Genomic DNA, 21,180 nt, shown 5'->3' with positions numbered 1-21,180 from the left:
CACCTTCTCAACCAATTATCGGGGATCCACATAATGTTTTCATAACCATGTGCCCGAACATGAGATGTACATCTTCACATAGCTGCATATCCATTGAATTAACCCATACTGATTTATGTGCGATTTGCTTTATCTTTCCACCGTCATAGCCAACAACCCCCAAAGTTCTCGCGCCAACTGAATTGGCATACTCAACTACTTTGATTACATTCGGAGAATTACCGCTTCCGCTTATTGCAACCAAAAGATCGCCCTCATCTAATATTGCCCTAGCCTGCCCAATAAATACATCTTCATAAGATAGGTCATTTCCAAACGCCGTGATCAACCCCACATTATCAGCAAGACTTATCCCTCTAAATTTTTTCCCAGTGGCAAGATTGACCATTTTGTTCCAGTCGGTAATATAGTGCGATGCCGTCGATGCACTACCGCCATTTCCACAGGTAACAATTTTTTTATTATTAGAAACAGCCTCGCCAATCATGGCAATAGCATCATCAATTTCTGCAAAATTTAAGCTTTTTCTCAAATTTTGGTGCGCTAATAAATATCCCTCAACTGAAAATGGTGTTTTAGTCATAATTTGCATTGAATCCTTTATCTGCGAATGCAATTTTCGTCCCAGAAAATTCAAACTTAAAAGGGGTGACCTTCAACCCCTTAAGAGCTGATTTTATTGCTTCGTGCCTATCCTTTGGGGCAATGAATAACAAATAACCACCATTTCCTGCCCCCAGCAATTTCCCACCGCAAGCTCCACTTCTCATTCCTACCTCATACCAAGAGTCGATCTCAGAATCACTTATTCCACTTGACAGTTGAGTTTTAAGTCTCCAATTCTCATCCAACATTTGACCAATACAAGATAAATTGCCAGCCTCTAATTCCACCTTCATTTCATGGGCTAATTGCACCATTCGTTGAGTCAGAATTCTAGCGCTTGTTTGAGAGGCCATATTCATTGACTGGTCAATTAATATTTTAGATGCGCTTCTAGTTCTACCAGTAAAAAAAACCAGGATAAGGTCTTCAAATTCTTGCAGCGTTTTATCTTCACAATTTACAGGCTCTACAGTAACCGATTCATCGGGATAAAATTGAATTAAATTCAAACCGCCAAATGCAGCGGCATACTGATCTTGCTTGCCTATGGGCTCTTTGCATTTATCTATTTCTATGTAGCAAGCCATTTTCGCCAGCTCTTCTTTTGATATTCTATTTCCACCATACGTATATAGCGCGTTTAAAAGTCCTACGGTAAAAGAGCTTGAAGAGCCCAGACCAGACCCTGAAGAAGGAATATCTGCCATTGAGGCAATCTCAATCCCATATTTAATTCCCGTGAGATTTAGAGCCTCTCTAACCAATGGATGTTGTATATCTCTTACATCATTGACATTTTCTGTTTTTGAATAATTCACTCGTATTGATTGATCATGCTTTCGATTTATTGCCAAGTAAATATACTGATCAATCGAAGCCGATAATACAGCTCCAGGATAATTTCTATAGAACGATGGAAGATCGCTTCCTCCGCCAACAAAGCTCATTCTTAAGGGTGTTTTGCTGAGGATCATATTAACTAACAATCACTAGAGAGGCATATTGAGCGCTATCAATAACGCCGGGATTCTCATCGCCCTCTCTCGAGGTAATTCGATCCCATACAGCCTCCATGCACTCGCCTCTAGATTTATAGTCCGCTTCAATGCGTTTAAGTCTCTCGCCCATATCAACGTTTATAAATAGCTTTGTATCAGCGATCTCGCGCAATCTTACGTCCATTAAAGCTGGCACACCTTCAAGCAAAATAATGTCCTGTGGTCCAATTGAAATTGGATCCATCCAGCATGAACTTCGACTTTTTCGATCGTAGATAGGCCACTCTAATGAAACTCTTTTTTTAGACTTAATAATTGGATATAATCTTTCGCAAAGATCATCTAAGTTGTATCTATCAAGCACACCAGCGCCCTCGATTCGACTTTCAACAGGCTTTAACCATCCATCAATAGATAAAACGTGAGCATTACGACCACTGACATTAAATATCTCGGCCATAACCATTGCAGCACAGCTCTTTCCAGCTCTCGCCAATCCACCGATCAGAACTAGGCGGGTATTCATAGACTCAGAAACGAATGAAATAAGCTGCGAAGCCATTTTTTTTCGACCCTCTAATATCCAATTAACCGCAGAGGTTAGATCGGGCATGAAATAATCTGGTTGTATCTTGTATTTTCTATCTTCACCAGCATAGCCGGTTTGCAATAGTATAGTTTTAAGACCAGAAATCTTTCCCGCCTTGATATCTGAAGTCATATCACCAATCATCCACGATTGTGATCTTTCAATGCTTAAATCAGCAACAGCTCGATCAATCATCCCTGCATTTGGCTTTCGGCATGAGCAGTTTATTTTTAAAGATTTGACTTCTCCACTAAATCCTGAATCAGGGTGATGCGGACAAAAATAAATTCCGTCCAAATATGCACCGCCTTGACCCAATAAAGAATTTAATTTGTTGTGAATTTCATTCAACCCATGCTCTGTAAGCTCACCACGAGCAATTACAGGTTGATTCGTTACACATACAGCGAGCATTCCAGCTTTATTTAATTTTCGAATCGCCTCCGAACTATCCGCATACAGCTCTAAATTTTTTGGGTTCGTAACATATCCCAACTCTTGGGTTAGCGTACCATCTCTGTCTAAAAATACCGCCTCCCTTAATACACGGGATGATAGTCTCTCAGGCAATCCGTCCAATATATCTCTTTCAACCTGATCAATACGCACGGGAGTTCCCATGTCCTTAATATATTCCGGGGTTATATAAGACTTTAACTTACAGCCACTAGAAATCATTCTTGGGAATAAGTCTTTCGCCAAATCTGCCTTTACGCCCCGCCTAAGGACAGTCTTAATGCACTCTCGATTAAATACATATAGAGCCGCATTAACCAAGTTCGAAGAAATCTCAATGGCATGAGGATAAGGATAAATTGCAACAATATCCCCATCGGGATTTACTTTAACCAGATCTGAGTCATGTGGGTGATCATTCGGATGCAAGACGACGGTAGCATCAGCATTTAAATTTAGATGGGCTGTGAATAGGGAATTTAGATTAATGTCAACATAAGTATCTGCATATAAAACAAGAAAATTTTCATTCATCATAGGCAGAACTTCACAAAGGGCTCCCGCAGTCCCAAGAGGTTCTTTTTCAATGCTATAAGAAATTTCGACATCCCATTTATGACCATCCCCAAAATATTGATATATAAGATCATGTCGATAATGAGTAAGCAACATAATCTTTTTATAGCCATGGTGAGCGCAAAGAATCACAAGATGCTCTAAAACGGGAATCCCTAAAAGAGGGGCCAGCGGCTTAGGGATGTCTCCGGTTCTCGCCTTTAAGCGTGTACCCATTCCGCCAGCTAAAATCGCTACTTGATTTCTCATAGTCATATCAGTCTTTAAGGCTAATATCCAAGCTGAATAGCAATCTCATCAATAGAGCGCTTAATAGCATCCTCTGAGCTAAGAACCGGACCCCAACCATAAGATTTTATTAAATCAACAGAATAATTAAACTTCGGAACATCACCTACCCAGCCCTTATTGCCTTCGCCATAAATAATCTCAGCATTTGGAGAAATTCTTGCGGCTACATTTTCGGCAATCCATTTCACAGAAGCACCATCATCATTTGGCCCAATATTGACTGCCTGAATTCGGGTCTCAATCAAAGAATCCCGTACAGTCAACATAGCTGAAAGTAAATCAGAGACGTGCAAATAAGATTTTTTTTGAGACCCGTTACCCAAAACATGCAAGAACTTACCGCCAGATAAATGTAATTTATTAATAAAATCAAAAATCACCCCATGCGTTGCTGGAGCACCAACAACATTAGGAAAGCGAAAAATCCTAACTAGATCCAAAAAGCTCTCAGATGAGGCGCTAGCTAGGGCTTCAGACGCAAGTTTCATTGCTCCATAATTTGATATTGGGAGCAATGGACCAGAATCTTCGCGTATTGCAATATCCCCCATATCACCATAAATTGCAGAACTCGATGCAAAGTAGAAATTCCGCATTTCAAAATGCTTCATGGCTTTCAGAATATTAACAGTAGTTTGAAATGTAGCATTTAGATCAATATCTATATTATTAATACCAGCCGGTATATCTGAATTAGCAGCTAAGTGCCAAATATCAAAATCATCTCCAAGTGCAGTTGCATTTCCAAATGAATTGATAGCATTAACAGCGGACGATAAATCAGCATCTATAACCGTCAGCCTGGGATGATTTAAGGAGCGCTTCAGGTTCTCCAATCTACCCAAGGAAAAATTATCGACAACTAAAACTGAGTGGCCTTGATTTAAAAGGCGTATAACAAGATTGGATCCAATAAATCCTGCTCCACCAGCGATAATAGAAACTTTATTTGTTTTTTTCATTTACAGGGTCAACTTAATTTAGATTTTAATCCAATGGGATGGAAGATTTCCATCAAACCCCCAAGAGACAATATTGTCTTTAGAAACAATATTTGGTGAAATAATTATTCCATCTTGATTATTTGCAAGCCACGCACCCCACCAACTAAATGTACTATTTGAAATAATGTGGTGTTTACACAAAGACATTAACCAAAGATCAGCGTAGGCCTGATCATCACCATAATTATGCCCAATAAAAGTGCAATTCCTAAACTTTAGAATTGATAGCTCACGAGCTTGGTCTAAGTCATTTGAAAATATAAAGAATTTTGGATTATAGCACTTTGATTCTATTATGTTAAAAGAATTCTTTAAATAATCAATAATATTTAAAGAATTTTGTACATCATCTACATTAAAAAATCTAATGTGTACACTAACTGATTCAGATGATAATATTAGTTCTGAAGTAAGTTTATTTAAATTATCAGTCGGTGGGATAATTTCTAATTCGGACCGTATAATCTTTTCTATATCAGAAAAATAGAATTCACTTTGCCAATAACCCTCTATGAATAAATTAAATAAATTTTTAATCCTAATTATCCTCGGGTCAAAATCATTACCATACTGAATAATATAATACCTAAAATTAAATGGCAGTAAATTATTAATAAAAATATTAATTCTTCGTAAAATTTTCTTAATAAAAGTATTTTTAGTATAAATAAAACTTACTTCATTGCTAATTTTGAAATGATTAAGCTGAAATGTCCGTTTATAAACTTGATCACTAGCAAATCCAGAACTAATATCAAGAAATAGGGAACAATTATTATTCAACGCCAAACGCCTAACTGCAGCATAAATAAATAACTGATTTCCTATTCCGCCGAATAATTTAGCCGTAATTTTCATTGTTTATAATAATTTGATTTATTTATAGTTATTAATAGGAATGAAAAATAAAACCAGAAAAGGCTAAATAATACGTAATAAAAAATTTGAAAAAAAGTTTCTATGAAACCAGTTCTAAAAAATAACTGAAGATTAAAAAGATAAAATGAAAAAATAAAAAAACCTAAGTATTTTAAGTTATTTTTACAATAATTAATAAATTCAAGGCCTATTATAATTATTAAAGGATATACAATTTCAATAATAAAACTCTTGTAGATAAATATTCCACTAAAAAGAGAACCGCCAAAACCGAAATGAAGCGAAATTTCATTATTTAAAAAATCACTTAATAATGGAGGGCTCTCATAAAGTCTATTTAATAAGGGAATAAATGTTCTGCCTAAACTAAAAAAAGCATGCTCAAAGAAATTAATATGATTTGAGGATTCAAGAATTACTAATGACGCAATATAAGTATTTATGAACTCTCCCGGATAAGAAATAATATCTATTAACGAATTATCTGAATTTAATACCCTCAAAAATTCAAGAGAAATTATTAAAAATGAAAAGAATATCAACTTTAAAAAAGGAATTCTTCTTTGGTTTAATACGAGAATAGATATATAGCACATTAAAGACTGGAATAAGATTGTTCTATTAGTGCAGTATATGTCCATGAGTATATATGGTGTAAGTAAAAACAAAAATTTAATTGATTTAAATTTTAATGCCATATATATAGTTATGGAATATATAATACTATATATAAATTCAAATTTATATATAGTATTGAAAGAAGTTGAAAGCTCACTTGCTAATGATCTATTGCTCCACAATATTTCGTATGGAGGAAAAAAATTTAAAAACACAATAATAATATATAAAGATGAAATTAAATATATAGCTAATATGAATTTAATATTTATAGATATTAAATTAAAAATAGTAATACATCTATTGGTAGAATTAACAATTTTTATAAATAAGTAGATCGATAGAATTGATTCAAAATATAAAGAATAATAAAGTTGATAGTGAATGCTATTTTCTGAATGGTTAATCATATTTATCAATGGAATATAATCCATTGATAAATAAATTGATGGGATTAGAATATATAAGATTGCAAGAGCGATAAAATAAAATGAACAATCTGTAATTATATTATTAGGATATCGCCTAAACCATATAAAAAAAAGAATTAATTGAAGCACTAACAAAATGAAAAAATAAATAGTCATTAAATTAACTATCTTTTTGTTTTTTCAATCAACAATGGCAATATTAAACTTATAGTTTTATTAATATCATTCGAAACAGTATCAATAAAAATATAATTATCTTTATTTGTTGAAAATATTTTTTTATATAATTCAGTTGTATTATTAATGGCGTCAGGGCTTAACTCAGGCTTCCTCTGATTTATTTTGAACCCATCCCCTCCGCATAAAAAAATAAATTTTGGCTTAATAAATAACTTAATATAAATTATTTTATTTATTAAGGTTGGATTCCTAAAATACATATCATAAGGATATCTGTCATAAATCACTAGACCGCCTGATCCGACAAAATATTTATTTTTTATATAGCGTTCTATAAAATCAATATACGTAAATGTTGCACAAAAAAATCTACTTAAAATTCCAAGGATTGATTTTTTTCTTGAGCGACTCCTTAAATCAACAAAAAATAGTAATAAAGGTCTCAATATAGGATTAATACTTTCGATTCTTAGAGGGCCCATATATTGGATTTTTATTTTCGGCCACTGTAAACTGGAAAAAATCTCAGTAAGAGAGCTTTTTCCTGAACCATCTGGCCCCATAAATACAATGGCATCTCTAGTGAAAAATTTTGAAACTCTACTTATTATTCTTGATAATAGGGAAGGTTTAACTACTTTATACTTAAATATAGCTCTCATTGATTTAAATAGATTTTCAATATTACCAATATTAAGTGTTGGGATATTTGAAACATTTAATACATCCAGTAGCATATTATAAATAATTGAATTATTCTTGTTGACTATTACATTCTCATAATTATTATATTTAAAAAATCTATCAAGATCGCCTTGCTTAAATTTATAAACGTGAAGTAAATTAATAAGAAACTCTTCTTCTAACTTAATTTTTGGTATAGCGTCTACATCGAAATATCGCTCTTCTAATAATGATTTTAAAGAGGAATTTGCAATAGAAAAAAAACTTAAATCAAATGAAATTGTAATATCAATTAATAACCACCTACAGTCATTGGAAAACTTTATAAATTTTAATGATGCTTCGTTATTTTCAAATAAAACATATTGATTTTTGAAAAGAAAACATTTAAATTTTTCAATATCATCAACGATGATATCAATATCACCACCGGATGAACTATTTCTAATAACAGCATATCGACCTTGATATTTATTTAATTCTTCAAAGACATTATATCTATTTACATCAATCGAATTACTCATATTTAAGATTATATAAAATAATTTTTTCTAAAGTTTTATCTAATATATTTCATTACTGCAATATTAATTTTTGTAAAACCTAACGCTTTCAATATGGATAACCTATGAAATCCATCAATAACACAATAATAACTGCAAAATATGTTTTTTATATTCCTATAGTTTTTAAAAACAAGAATTGGGTATATTTCATAGTTATAACCGTTTTTTATTATATCATCTGCTAGGCTATAAAATTCTAATAGCTTATGATTTTGCTTATTTTTAGCAATGTAATCCAAATACAATGATGCTGTAGATATATTTTCTTTGTTATTTATATAATCTGATATCAATCTATAGTGAATTGTATTTTCAATGCCTCTGTAAATTAATTTATTGTTAAAATTTTCCCCAACAAGACATTTATCTATTGGTAGTATTTTATGTTCGATATATTTAAATTTACTTAAGTATTTAGGTATCAATATATTCATGTAGTTTTGTAAAATCTAATTTTTAATTTAGAAATCATTGATTTTATTAAATGATTTCTTTTGCTAATTATAAAATAACTCATAATTACTAGAATTAAATATAGCATAACCTCTATTAACAAAATAATAATATTACTACTGCTATTATAAGCAGCCTTTAACAGTAGAATCAATAAAATGTATGGAATTGCACTATAGATAATTGGAAAATATGCCTTTAGAGCGTTTCTTATTGATATTTTAATATATATTTTTTGTAGATAAATATCGAAAGTAACATCAATAATAGATATTATTATTCTTACTAATAGAAATAAATCTAATGAATATACAATTGCCAAATAGTAGGCCGGTAAGTGGTATGAAAATTTGAGAATTTGAATTTTAGTTTGTAAATTCTGCCTTCCTTGAGCGCGATAAACATCTGTATTTATTGCAGTCAACCAGTTTATCGCATTAGCCAAACCAAGTGAGCCTATTATTTTACCAATACCGCTCCACTTATCCCCAATTATTACATTTATATCATTTCCAAAAAATATAAAGGCTATGCCCAAGGGGAGGGCAATCGAAAATATTGCTGCCTGGACATGAGTAATAAAATGCGCCTCCCTCATTGCGTCATATTCTAAAATATTTTTAGAATAGTAACTATAGAAAACTGGAGATAATGGGTAAACTATCATTCCAAATCCCATTATGACCACCATGCTTCCAGTTCTATACAACCCGAGCGTTGTAATACTTAGGAATAAAGCTACCAATAAACTATCTAGCCAAGTGTATGCCCAACTCAATATACCATCTGCATAACCCCATAATAGTATTCGACTATTTTTTATCCCTATTTTTTTTCTAGAAAATATATTTATTGGCTTCCATTTAACCTTCAACCATATATATATAGCCCCAAGCATTTGTCCAACAACTATACCAAAAATCAATATTTTATAATTTAAAGTATAGAATGAATAAACTAATACTATGATAAAAGTTGATCCAGCATTTATTAACTGCACCCAAAAAATGATATTAAACTTCATTTTTTTTTGCAGTAAACCCATCTGTACTACCGTCAAACTACCAATAATGATCTGCGGAATCAATGAAATAATTAAGAATGAAACATCTGTGTCATTAAATAATAGATTTGATATGATTTTTGAAAATACATATAGCAGCACTGACTCTACAACTGCTATTTTCATGCTAATTTGAAAGCAGCAATTTAGTACATTATTAATGTCTTTATTTTCTTGAACTATTAGTTTGCTAATAGATGTTTCCCAAAAATTTCTAAAAAAAGCCACTACTAATATAGCAGACGATACCAATCCATAGTCATGGGGCGTTATGTTTCTAGCAACAATTATGAATGTTAATGGGGATATGATTCTTGGCAAAAATTCTGCCATCATTGACCATGCTATTGATTTTGCTATCACTTATAAAATATTCAATTTAAATTCTCACTTACTAACTATTAATTTTTTAGTTAGCCAGCTATAATGATATTGCGTGCAATCTTTAGGGTTATTTTTAATATTCTCCGGCACATACATCCACTTATATTTTTGGGATGGAAATTTTTCCCTATCTTCAATATATTTTCGCCAGTTGTTGGGCCCTCCACCCATATCCAATGGCATCATATTATTATTAATAGCATATTCAATTAATTTAAACCACATCCACTTAGCTAAATATCTATCATTGTTAATCTTATCATATAGCGGAGCATGACAGAGCCAATATCCACCTCTTTTCTCTATAAAATGTATTGCTAAATCTCCACCACTAAATACTTTTAATTTATTTTTTTTTGCCAACTTTCGCAAATAATTAATTTTAAAATTCCATGTAACTGGCTCACCATGAACTAATTGCCGCTCCCATATTTTCATGTATTTATCAACTAGAGCTTCGTCATATTGAATTTCGCAATAATCCAAATCAGCATTTCTTTTTTTCGCGGCTCTATAATTTTTTTGAGCGGGATTGGATAATGAATTTATATAATCGGAAAAATTATCCCATTTCGTATCTATAATCAACATATCTATCCTAAATGCACAAGCATTCTTTCCTTATTGTCTATATGCTGTAAATATGAATTTTTTACATTTTTGCTGATATATTCATCAATTGCTTTTTTATGACCACTCCAGATCCCATATTCCTCAAAAAAAATTAGTCCGCCAGGAATTATCTTACTATCCATATAATCTAATACTTTTTTTGTTGTGTCATAGTCCATGTAGCCAAGCCTTAAAATTCCGCATTCATGAATAGAAGCTATGTCCATCATAATTTCTGGATTTTTGTTCAGCTTATAAATATTTCTTTTAAAGTTATTTTTATTTAATATAAAATTAACTATCATTTCATGATATCTAGCTTGACAATTAATTGAGATATGGTCACCAAAATTATTTTTTGATAGCCATTTACATGCTGAAATTAAGTTAAATATTGTTAATAATGAATTTTTAAATTCTTGTTTTTCTAAGTATTTATTTAAAAAATTTATTTCCTCAGAATCAATTTCTACGGGATAAATAATCTTGGTGCTACTAATTTTATATCCGATTTTAAAAAGTACGTTATTAATTTTTAATTTTAAATAATTCAATATTTTCATATTTGCACTAATTTTCTTTATACAAGTATAAATATTTTTTATACATATCTTCAAATTCGTAATTCAAGGATTTAATTTTTGAGTTACCTGCCAATAATTCATATATTTTTTCATTATCTTTAATTTTTTTTATTTTACCTATTACTTCATCAGCCGTAGCTTTGATATCCACCAAATATCCATTGCCATTCTCTTCATTACCATTTAAGTCCATATCTGCTACCAATTCAGATATTGCACCTACATTAGTTGCAACTATTGGCAATTTAAAATACATCGCCTCTGCAATCGCAAGTGGCATATGGTCTGCTTTCGCCAAATGCAAGAATAAATGAGATCTCTGAAGTATTTCAGCCACTTTCAACTTTGAAATATATCCCGTTTGCTCAACCTCAATTTCACCTATTTTGAAATTTTTTTCCTTGGCCCCAATTAGATAAAACTTGCATTCAATACCCTTTAATGCCATTCCAGATATTACATCAACTGTCAACTTGTAATTTTTATATAAATTATTCTCAAAATTTACAGCATTAACGGCTATTGAAAATATTTCATTTTTTCTATTGTCAATTTTGACGTCTGTAAATTTATGATAATTAATTCCATTATTAATTACCTCTATTTTGATATTTTTTCCACTTCCAAACCATGATTGCTTTGCTAAATCCGCTATCCAAATAGATGGGGAAACGAATCTGATATTCTTGTTATTGAAGAGCTCTTTTTTATATTTGGCTATTATTGAAGACCTGTCAAGTTGAACGGGTGGGCTATTTTTTAAATAATTACATGGAGAGCAACCTTGCCTCCATCCATTACAAGAAAAAGAGTGTGAACATCTGGCAGTCAAATACCACATGTCATGCATAGTAATTATTAATTTATTATCTTTAGCCAATCTTCTAATTGTATTAATACTTAGAAAATCTACAGAATTATGCAAATGTATAATTGTATCTTTATCAATCATACCCATTAATTTTAATTTTATTAATGGGTTTTGAAAATCGAATCCAAAGTGATAATTTAACCTTCTTATTACCTTGTCTAATAGTATGGTCGTTGCCCCAAATAAATACTCAGTTCCATTTTTTGAGTAATGAGTCCTACTTATTTGTTCTGCATGGATTTTGTCGTCAAGCAATCTTCTGTAAAGCATATTACAAATAGAGCTTGCACCACCCCCCCTCTTTTGACCCGTTAATTTGTAGTATCTTCAATTGGTGAGATTTACTTTTTTAGATATGAAAATCTTGGTATTGAATATTTTCTAATTGATAGAAATTGATTCGATTCCTCAGTGGTGAATGCCATTTGAATACCTGCCTTCTTAAGCTCTCCAAACGACCTTCCATCATAATCAAGTCTACCTCCATATGGATATGCAAAATACTTAACATCTATCTGGCACTTCTGTAGCACCCTAATGCTTTCTTGAATTTCATTTTTTATTGCTGAACTTGAAAGTCTTCTCAATGAAAAATGAGCTCCTGTGTGCGCTCCAATTACTATATTTCTATTATTTTTACATAGCTGAATTTCTTTATCACCCAATAACTTGGGATATTTTTCCAAACTATCCCCTGATAGATCTATTAATTTTTTAATTAAATTAATATCTGTATTTTTTATCATTCTTACTGCGACTTTTCTAATCGAAATTACTGATAAATCTGGAATACTGAAAATACCCTTCATAGCACTTATTTTATTTTCATCATTTGAATTGATTATGGAATCAATTGCATCAATCCACATCCACTCTAATTTTTTTTCAAGCCGTGAAGTTGCTACAAATATTAATACTGGAATATCATATTTTTTTGTATAAAAATCTATCCTTTCCAAAGTTTTAGTATCAATATCATCAAATGTAATAATTAAAGATTTGTTGGAATTATTTTCATTCAACTCATCAATACTTATAATTTTATAATTCCGCCTCCACTCTTCAATTAGACTTTCAAAGTCCTTGCTTTCTATTGATGGAGCAAATATATTCTTATTATCAATTCTATGAAATGTTATTACTGTAGCATTGCATGTGAAATTCTGTGGCATAGCAGATCTTATTTTCCACTTTAGGTTCTCTATACTAAAAAAAACCCTTAGTCTGTAGCCTATATTCATCCCCAAGCTCCTCATTGCCTAAGCTTTATTCGAAAAATTTTGCCATAGCCAGCTACTGCTGCACATTTTTTCTAAATTGTATTTGGCTTGCCAGCCCAAAAGATTCCTCGCCTTATCTACCTTTGCATAGCAACTAGCGATATCTCCATTTCTCCTGCCTTCAATTTGGAAAATAATTTCTTGGCCACTAACGAACTCATATGTTGAAATAATATCCAAAACACTAGCTCCATGACCAGTGCCTATATTTACTGCAACCCATCCTTTATGATTCCTTACATAAGCCAAAGCGGCTAGATGCCCATCAGCCAAATCCATTACATGAATATAGTCTCTGACTCCTGTGCCATCAATTGTAGGGTAATCGTTTCCATAAATTTTTAAATATGGAAATTTGCCAACTGCTACATGTGCAATACAAGGCATCAAATTATTTGGCAAGCCATTAGGGTCCTCGCCAATCAAGCCTGACTCATGGGCACCGACTGGATTAAAGTATCTTAAGCAAATAATTTTCCATTCAGAATTAGAGATCGCAATATCTTTAAGCATTTCCTCAATGTGCAGCTTGCTTCTTCCATAGGCATTTGTGGCACTTATGGGATGATTCTCATCAATCGGCAAATATTGAGGATTGCCATAAACTGTGGCGCTAGAACTAAACACTAAAGTTTTTACATTAGCCGATTTCATAGCCTCAAGCAGGCTTATGGTGCCCTGGACATTATTAGCGTAATACTCAATCGGCTTTTCGACGGATTCGCCAACTGCCTTTAATCCAGCAAAGTGAATTACTGCATCAATTTTGTAGTCTTGCAGTGTTTTGGCAACTAAAGCAGTATCGCGGACATCCGCTTCTACACAAGGCAACACCTTATCCAAAATCTTTTGCAGTCTCCCCAAGACACTTTTTTGGCTATTACAAAAATTATCCAACAACACCACTTCGTGACCAGCCTGCGATAGCACCACCGCAGTATGACTACCAATATACCCAGCCCCGCCGGTTAACAGAATATTCACAAAGATACTTTTGTTTAATTGATTGAAACTGCTTACTTAACACTCAAGCCCGCTAATGCCCGATCCCGGCCACACAACCGAACATAGCCCAGCATCACAAGGCACCGCCCGCTTCGTCTTTTAGCTTAGTAAACATCTGCTTACCCAAGGCAATAAGTAAACCTAAGAGTACCCCAGCCACTAAGCCAAAGACTAAGCTAAGCGTTTTTTTGGGGTAAACAGGTTTGTCTACTGCATAAATGGGTGACTGCAAATTGGCTGTCTGCAGACCATTGGCATCGACTAAGGCTAAAAGTGTCGCGCGCTCATCCTCTAAATTGCGGATCTCAGTTAAGATCGAAAAGTATGTTGGGGACAAGACACCACGAGGCTGCTCCGCCTTGGCTAACAGGACTTTATCTTGAGCCAGGCGTTCCTCAACCTTCACTAATCGTGCGGCATTGTTGGTCTTAGCGGCTTCCGCCATAGGGCCAATCATCTGGGCCTGCGAATGGGCGATCAATTCGTAAACACTCTTTGCACAAGCGCTTGCAAGCTCTGGGCTTGAACGGGTTACCTTAAGCTCAATTACATTGGCTACCCCTTTGGGGATCGATAACTTAATCGCTTTACTCATTTGAGCAGCCAGAGTGGCGACATCTTGTAGACCACAAGCATTTAGTGCGACGGCATCAAAACTGCTGGGCACGCTCATGCGGTTGATTAAGGCTTGAGGCTCTTCGATATTAACGCCTAGGGGATTTTTGTCGGTAGGCACGCGCGCCATGGCAATATTGGCAATCGCTTCGTATTGATTGGGAGTGATGATGAGATAGGTACTAGAAACTACTAGACCAACTAGCCCCATCAGACTCACCACCTTCCAAGCACCCTTTAGGAAAATGAGGATGTCTAGGAGAGAGATTTCCGCTTCACTCTCATGGTGAGCGTGTTGTTGAACGTTGGTCAAGGGTTGATTCATTTAAATCCGCAGTCAAGTGTAGGGCTTACGCCAGAAGAAATAAAATAACCTTAATCTTCGCACCAAAAGTATCTCAAGTATCTCAAGTATCTCAAGTATCTCAAGTATCTCAAGTATCTCAAGTATCTCAAGTATCTAAATTATCTCATTATAAAAAGTAGATTCATCTAATTCTAGCTAGGACTTAACTAATTGCAGCTTCCCACCCCTAAATGACTAAGATTTAGGCGCCTAAAGCGCGTGCCAGCGGCCAAACTAGAAGCTAAAGCAACCCAGAAAATCAGGCTATCAAGAAAGACTTTTTGGCTAATCTCGGTGGTGCACCACATTACTAGGCTAGCTAACAAAATCCACCAGCAACAGGATAGCCAAGGGGCTTTAAAAGGGCTCTGAGCGACATTAGAGGGTGATTTTGGGATATTTTCTGGTAAATCAAGTCGGTATAACTGCTTCATGGCTAGTGCCAGCGACCCCAAAACTAGAGCAATTCCGGGGAGGCCGATTCCCAAGGCCAAATCAAGCCAGCCGCTGTGGCTTTGATGCAAAAGGGACTCGGGCCAGACCTTTTTAGCTAAATGCCCAAAAGAGCGCTCGATCAAACCAAATCCCAGGGGATTTTGAGTTAACAACAAAAGGCCTTCTTTACCCCAAGCAATGCGTTCGTAATTAGTAATTGACACCATCGCGCCAAACTCATTATTGGGATAGCCTTTGGCACCATTAAATTTCCAGTGATCGTAACGATCAGTATCGATCGCGATTTTTGCGTCTACAGCAAACGTTTGCCATGATGTATTCTTTTGAATGTGATTGACTATAAATCCTGCCCCAGCCATCAATAGAATGGCGGCAAGAAGCGTCTTTTGAATCCAATGCTTTTTAAAGTCAACCAAAAATACCTGGGTTGAAAAGATCAGCATCAGAAAGGCTCCGTATATCACTCCATTCTTAATATTCTCACCATAGAACACGAAAAACACCGCTGGGATAGTTACTCCATATATGACGTTATCCCAGCTAAGCCATATATGACTGCCAATGTTGCGCTTGAGCTGTCCAAGCGCGACAGCCAAGGTGGGCAAACAAAAACATACATAGGCAGTTTTAGGAACGTAGAAGGGAAGTGAGCCGTAATGCAACCTTAGATAATCTGGTGCATTGATTCCCCAGTTTGATCCATGGCGAGTCAAGCAATATTTCAGAATATAAATTAGGGTTGGAGCCAATAGTCCAAAATAAAAAACAGGCCAATAGATGCTTTGCTTTTTAGGGCCTTGGCCACCTAATGCAAGACCCAGACCCAAAGCAAATATAGCTCCTAAGGCAGTACGTTTCCAAATGCTGGTGTATTCCTCAAGCTGCAGAGCAAAATCATGACTCAAAAATAATAGATGAAAGCTAGCCCACGCAAATAGCCCCAGAACAAGCCAAATTGGTAATGCGTATTTAGTAAAAAGCACTGCTCGATATTGGTAAATCTCGTAAGCCCCAAGGAGCGCTCCAACAATCAAGCAAATATGTCGTATCAAAATAGTTTCAGGCAATGCCCAAACCGCATACAAGATCGCAAACATCAACACCTGCACCCAAATAATGAATGAAGGAATTATGCGGGGCTGTTGGATCAAGGATTGATTACTCATAGTTAAATGATTAATCGAGAAAGATTTTTATAGAACATAGAAATAGATGGGAAGTGAAGGGTTATGGATTTACCCTAAAGCCAATCTGAACATAGCGAATGTCATCACCAAGAATGAGATAAAGCAGCCTTGCAAATACTCTTGGGAAAAATGCCCTTGATGAAATATCGTTGATACCAGATATTTTGTCGATCCTAAAACCATGCCTTAAAAAGAGATTTTTCAAACTCTTTTGGGTAAAGAATTTCAAATGCGTTCTATCTAGAATTCCAGCATCTTCATACTGCCAATCTTTTTGAATCAGCAATCCCTTTAAATTGGAGATATGCCTTACGTTTGGTATAGACCCAACCAAAGAAGCGCCAGGACACATCTTTAGTTTTATTAGCTCCAAAAATTGGCCGGGATCAGCCATATGTTCAATAACATCATTGCAAATGACCAGATCAAAATATGCATCAGGAAGTTGATCTAAAACCTCCTCGAACAACCCCGAGAGCACCTTATCCAAGTGTTGGGAAGCCTCATTGGCAACTACTACATTAGGTTCAATACCCCAGTATTCATTAGCTTGTTCGAGATTCTTTCGAAATGTGCCATAGCTACAGCCCACCTCTAAAACCTTTTGATAGTTATTTGGCAAAAATGCGCTTACCTCTGATCTGAGATTGGGGGAATACTGGTAATGAGGGTCGACTTCTTTAGGCATGATTTAAGGTGCGTATGGCTTTGTTACTATTATCTTATATTACCCCGCCTTAGCCGTGATGCTGAGTTTGGTATCTAAATTAATCTTGCTCCATACATTTTTAAGTACATCATGAATACCGAATCCGCCTTTCAGAATTTACTTACCGGACTAAAAAAGCGCCTAGGGGTATTTCAATTCAAAGAATCGATCACTGGGCTAGCAGAATGCCGCACCACCTTCATACCAGTAGCTATTTTTGATTTACTAAATCTACAAATTGCCGATGCTGGTAAGCCGATAGAGCTTCGCTCTTTTAACTTTGGCGATAGCGCAGATCTAACAAACCCCTCGATTGCTACGGTTGCGCTTGAAGATAGGATGGGATTTCACAATACAGCTTCATTCCTCAAGGATATGAGGGGGAATGTGAAGCATCAACGGAATAAGCCATGCATCACGGTAGACGAACCCGCCGTACTTCTACCCTACTACACCACCCATTTTGGTCATTTTTCAGGAGATTGCCTAGGTGCCATCATCGCCCTATCAAAAGCAAAACTACCATCCAAGAGAAAATTATTTTATATAGCCCCAAACTCTTTTGATCATGTGATCACCAAATACGGCAATCCCGAACGCTTGCAAAAGATCGATTCCAAACTTGCTCTTGAAAATAATCTTATTTTTACAAATGCCTGCCAATTTCCCAGAATGAGTTCGTGGCAAAACCTATCGCTTTGCACGCAAATCTTTGGCGAAACCAAAGCATCCTTACCTGCTGACAATACTTCATTTAAAAAAGTGTTTTTAACAAGTGGGCGTTCAGAGCGCATTGCAAATATTGATGAGGTCATTGAATTTGTAAAGGGCGAAGGATTTTATATCTGCAGGCCAGATCAGATAACATTCGAGCAATGTCTAACGATTCTTCGGGAGGCCGATCTCGTCGTCTCTGAAAATGGCTCGATTACTCATAATATTTTAATTGCTAGAAATAAACCTTTTTACATACTCTCTTCAAAAGGTTGGGATCAACTAAGTCAAGAAGAGTTTGCTGGCGGTGGCATTTATAATGCCTTCAAAGCCTACCTAACAAAATATATTGAATGCAAAACCACTGGCTTGCCTAGTCACCATCATTTCTCAAGCCAAATTATTGTCGACTTAGGTGATATAAGGAACTTACTTTAATACTGGATCACCTGCCAAGGAAGGCGGCGAGTAAACTCCGTATTACTCTTACGCGCTAGATGGTAATAAAAAGGCTTCATGTACTGCTTGGAGCCTTCTTGCTGAAATAAGCTCTCTAAAAAATGTACAAATGAGGTGTCTATAGAGTGAATCTCATCGGCTAGCAAAGCCAGCTTAGCCCAATCAAAGATGTTGTTTGTCGCAGGATGAACCCAAATAATGAGTTTATTTTCTGGATTAGAAATTTTCAAATCATGAAATATTTTTGTAGACTCTTGATTACATACCAAAAGGTAGGGCTCATGATTAGGATTAAGCTTTTCATAGAGCGCCTCTGATTGGGGTCCCGGCGATACCGCACAATCTAGCCAACGTTTTTCAAATGCAACATGGTGTTGCTCATAAAAATAAGCATCGAAGCGCTGGAGATCAACTCCTATCACTCCAATGGGTAAGTAGCGAGCCCTCAAAAAACCAGATAATTGCCTAGCCTCTCGACCATCATTAATGGGCACAACATAAACATTACTTAAATCTTGAAACATCCATGCCACCGAATGGTAGCAATAATGAAGGCAACAATAATAATAATATTTTCTAGGATTTTTTCTGGATAACTCACGCACCAAAGCCAAGCAAACAATACTATCGCCTAGACCAAGATTGGGCTCGATCACTACTAAATTATTCCTGACAGATATAAATAAATTCTTAAGGGCTCTTCGAAAATTAGAGTGACGGAATTTTATTTTCATATATTGGCAAGCAATTGCTGACGATAATACTCAAGGGTTAGTGTTTTTCGGTCAAAGTTGCTAGTAGATCTTCGAATATAGCCTTCTTCCCAATTTAACCGCAAAAGATCTTCCCAAGCATCTACAAGCAAAACCGGTAAATTGGAGTAAGCCGAAGTCCAATCTTGCTTGAGCAAGACGGGAATCGTATCAACATACTGAGCCTCCCAAAAACGATGAGTATCAATACCGTTACCCCTGGGGCATAAGCAAAAACGATGTTCGGCTACTTGAGTAATGTATTGTTCAAAACCCACTGATGCTCCCATGGTGACATCCGGGATATTTGAGACAACGTCAATAATTGATTGACGCGCAGAGTGAGTGCTCGCACTAAAGTTAACGTAAAGGTTTTTTGTTTTTTGATACACATGCCCAGCATCAAAGACCTCAGAAACTCGTGTTGGCCCCCACTGGCTATTCGCTAAACCAATTGGCAAAGCATGTAACTTTGTATGACTGGTTTCACAATTTTGCGCATACCATGCCACCAAGGATGGGTGATTTAATAAATCCAAATCCGCTAGACCTACACCATGGTCTGAATTATGCGTTAGCAATACAAATGGTTCATGCAGTCGTGGGGCAACAAAACTTTTAAAATAAGCTAGCAAATGGGTATAAACAAAAATAACCTTTGCGCCCTGACAGGCCTTTAAAAAATCCAAATTAGGTGGAAGCTCAAAGCATTTTTTCTTAAACCACTTCTTTTCTTCTTTTTCGGTAATTTCTAAAACCGTAGGCGTCTGAATCTTTTCTCGCCCATGAAAAGCAGTAACTCCAGCAGAGCTAATCGTCAGATCAGCCAACGCCTGAATTCTTTCCCCCGTTAACATCAACTTAATATTGCTCGGAACCCCTGAGTTAAAGGGAGATACCCCCAACAAATCCTTAGAGTGTGCATGCAGAGCTAGTACTTTGGTGCATACACCATCGAAACTAATGAATGGAGATCTATAAAACCGCTCATACTCCCATGAAAAACGGCAGTCTCTTAAATGAAAGTCGCTGCTTTCATTTTCAAAAAATCGTGTATCAGATGGGTCATTCATCCAGTGAACGCCACCAACATATTGACCAATTGCCGCACCATCAAAAATGCCGCCAAATACATCTATGCCCTGACAGTATCTATCAAGGTCCAAGTCTTTAGACTTGGCATATTCCAAAGGTATTGTAGGGAGCGGCTTAGCCCCTAGATCCCTTCGCATGGCAAACGCACCCAAGGAATCCATATCATTTGCATCCAAACGATCCGCAATAAATTGAACCAGCTCAGATGCAATCGATGCATCTTTTAGCCAAACAATCCCGGGAATCGCCCTCACTCTATCGACCGGCACCGCAAACGTAGCAAAGCTGATAAATTGCTCTAGCTTTTCACTAGGGTCAAAATACAAGACAACATCATTTTCAAGATGAATGCAGTTCTCCAGCCCCTTGAAGTGAATAAAGTCAGCCAGCACAAAGAAGCGGTATGAGGCAGAAAACCAGAATCCATTCCTAAAGCTACGATCTAGGGCAGCATTTTTGGCAAAATGCTTAGTTATATCGCTTTGCGGAATATCCTCAATTGCCACAAACTTAATATTTCGTAGCGGATTATCGGAATCTCCAAGATCAGCCTGCAGAGCTCGCTCCAAATCTCCAACATGAGATTTATTAACCAAGGCATAAACCTGGGATTGTGGCGCAACTTTTGCTGCAATCACAAGGGCATTTGTTAAATATTCTGGAGGTGGACTCTCACCCGAATGGACAAAAATAATGGAGGCGCATTTTTTCTGCATG

At 35.5% G+C, this 21,180-nt stretch carries 19 protein-coding genes; 1 reads left to right on the top strand and 18 read right to left on the bottom strand.

What is annotated here, in order from left to right; genetic code table 11:
• Positions 1-7: 7 nt before the first annotated feature.
• From C2755_RS01775 to C2755_RS01700, 16 genes are all read right to left on the bottom strand, one after another.
• Positions 8-583, bottom strand: coding sequence for an SIS domain-containing protein (locus C2755_RS01775; RefSeq protein WP_215321509.1), 576 nt, complete (start codon positions 581-583; stop codon positions 8-10).
• Positions 576-1,553 (bottom strand): GHMP kinase, encoded by a 978-nt coding sequence (locus tag C2755_RS01770; RefSeq protein ID WP_251368506.1) that lies wholly within the window; start codon positions 1,551-1,553, stop codon positions 576-578. Before C2755_RS01770 ends, C2755_RS01775 begins: the two co-directional genes overlap by 8 nt.
• Positions 1,554-1,581: 28 nt before the next feature.
• A complete protein-coding gene (locus C2755_RS01765; RefSeq protein ID WP_215321507.1) occupies positions 1,582-3,474 on the bottom strand; it encodes an HAD-IIIA family hydrolase in 1,893 nt (630 codons plus the stop codon).
• 20 nt (positions 3,475-3,494) lie between these two features.
• Complete coding sequence (locus C2755_RS01760) at positions 3,495-4,478, bottom strand: NAD-dependent epimerase/dehydratase family protein (protein WP_215321506.1); 984 nt, start codon at positions 4,476-4,478, stop codon at positions 3,495-3,497.
• Positions 4,479-4,496: 18 nt separating this feature from the next.
• Positions 4,497-5,378 (bottom strand): alpha-1,2-fucosyltransferase, encoded by an 882-nt coding sequence (locus C2755_RS01755; protein WP_215321505.1) that lies wholly within the window; start codon positions 5,376-5,378, stop codon positions 4,497-4,499.
• A 1,234-nt stretch (positions 5,379-6,612) separates the two neighbouring features.
• Positions 6,613-7,836, bottom strand: a complete 1,224-nt coding sequence (locus C2755_RS01750) for a hypothetical protein (protein ID WP_215321504.1) — start codon at positions 7,834-7,836, stop codon at positions 6,613-6,615.
• Positions 7,837-7,871: 35 nt separating this feature from the next.
• Positions 7,872-8,312: a hypothetical protein gene (locus tag C2755_RS01745; protein ID WP_215321503.1), complete on the bottom strand. Its 441-nt coding sequence runs from the start codon at positions 8,310-8,312 to the stop codon at positions 7,872-7,874.
• Complete coding sequence (locus tag C2755_RS01740; protein WP_215321502.1) at positions 8,309-9,757, bottom strand: oligosaccharide flippase family protein; 1,449 nt, start codon at positions 9,755-9,757, stop codon at positions 8,309-8,311. The genes C2755_RS01745 and C2755_RS01740 overlap by 4 nt, the downstream gene beginning before the upstream one ends.
• 24 nt (positions 9,758-9,781) lie before the next feature.
• The gene (locus C2755_RS01735) at positions 9,782-10,369 is read right to left on the bottom strand and encodes a hypothetical protein (protein ID WP_215321501.1); all 588 of its coding nucleotides are present in this window, start codon (positions 10,367-10,369) and stop codon (positions 9,782-9,784) included.
• Positions 10,370-10,371: 2 nt separating this feature from the next.
• Entirely contained in the window at positions 10,372-10,953 is a 582-nt protein-coding gene (locus C2755_RS01730) for a TylF/MycF family methyltransferase (RefSeq protein WP_215321500.1), read from the bottom strand.
• Between the two features lie 7 nt (positions 10,954-10,960).
• Positions 10,961-12,100: a glycosyltransferase gene (locus C2755_RS01725; RefSeq protein ID WP_215321499.1), complete on the bottom strand. Its 1,140-nt coding sequence runs from the start codon at positions 12,098-12,100 to the stop codon at positions 10,961-10,963.
• 86 nt (positions 12,101-12,186) lie between these two features.
• The gene (locus C2755_RS01720; protein WP_215321498.1) at positions 12,187-13,086 is read right to left on the bottom strand and encodes a polysaccharide deacetylase family protein; all 900 of its coding nucleotides are present in this window, start codon (positions 13,084-13,086) and stop codon (positions 12,187-12,189) included.
• An 18-nt stretch (positions 13,087-13,104) separates the two neighbouring features.
• Complete coding sequence (gene galE, locus C2755_RS01715; protein WP_215321497.1) at positions 13,105-14,109, bottom strand: UDP-glucose 4-epimerase GalE; 1,005 nt, start codon at positions 14,107-14,109, stop codon at positions 13,105-13,107.
• 94 nt (positions 14,110-14,203) lie between these two features.
• Complete coding sequence (locus tag C2755_RS01710; RefSeq protein WP_215321496.1) at positions 14,204-15,070, bottom strand: hypothetical protein; 867 nt, start codon at positions 15,068-15,070, stop codon at positions 14,204-14,206.
• Positions 15,071-15,258: 188 nt separating this feature from the next.
• Positions 15,259-16,713, bottom strand: coding sequence for a hypothetical protein (locus C2755_RS01705; protein WP_215321495.1), 1,455 nt, complete (start codon positions 16,711-16,713; stop codon positions 15,259-15,261).
• A gap of 61 nt (positions 16,714-16,774) precedes the next feature.
• Positions 16,775-17,422, bottom strand: coding sequence for a class I SAM-dependent methyltransferase (locus C2755_RS01700; protein ID WP_215321494.1), 648 nt, complete (start codon positions 17,420-17,422; stop codon positions 16,775-16,777).
• 111 nt (positions 17,423-17,533) lie between these two features.
• Between C2755_RS01700 and C2755_RS01695 the strand changes: the two genes are divergently transcribed.
• Positions 17,534-18,595 (top strand): glycosyltransferase 61 family protein, encoded by a 1,062-nt coding sequence (locus C2755_RS01695; RefSeq protein WP_215321493.1) that lies wholly within the window; start codon positions 17,534-17,536, stop codon positions 18,593-18,595.
• On the opposite strand, the gene C2755_RS01690 is transcribed toward C2755_RS01695, so the two are convergent.
• Positions 18,592-19,140 carry a hypothetical protein gene (locus C2755_RS01690; protein WP_215321492.1) on the bottom strand — a complete coding sequence of 183 codons (549 nt, stop codon included), beginning with the start codon at positions 19,138-19,140 and terminating at the stop codon, positions 18,592-18,594. The two genes, C2755_RS01695 and C2755_RS01690, sit on opposite strands and share 4 nt — an antisense overlap.
• A 206-nt stretch (positions 19,141-19,346) precedes the next feature.
• The gene (locus C2755_RS01685; RefSeq protein WP_215321491.1) at positions 19,347-21,179 is read right to left on the bottom strand and encodes a glycosyltransferase family 47 protein; all 1,833 of its coding nucleotides are present in this window, start codon (positions 21,177-21,179) and stop codon (positions 19,347-19,349) included.
• Position 21,180 lies beyond the last annotated feature (1 nt).

The organism is Polynucleobacter sp. MWH-S4W17 (genome assembly GCF_018687535.1).
GTDB lineage: Bacteria > Pseudomonadota > Gammaproteobacteria > Burkholderiales > Burkholderiaceae > Polynucleobacter.
This window is presented reverse-complemented; position numbering and strand designations above follow the sequence as displayed.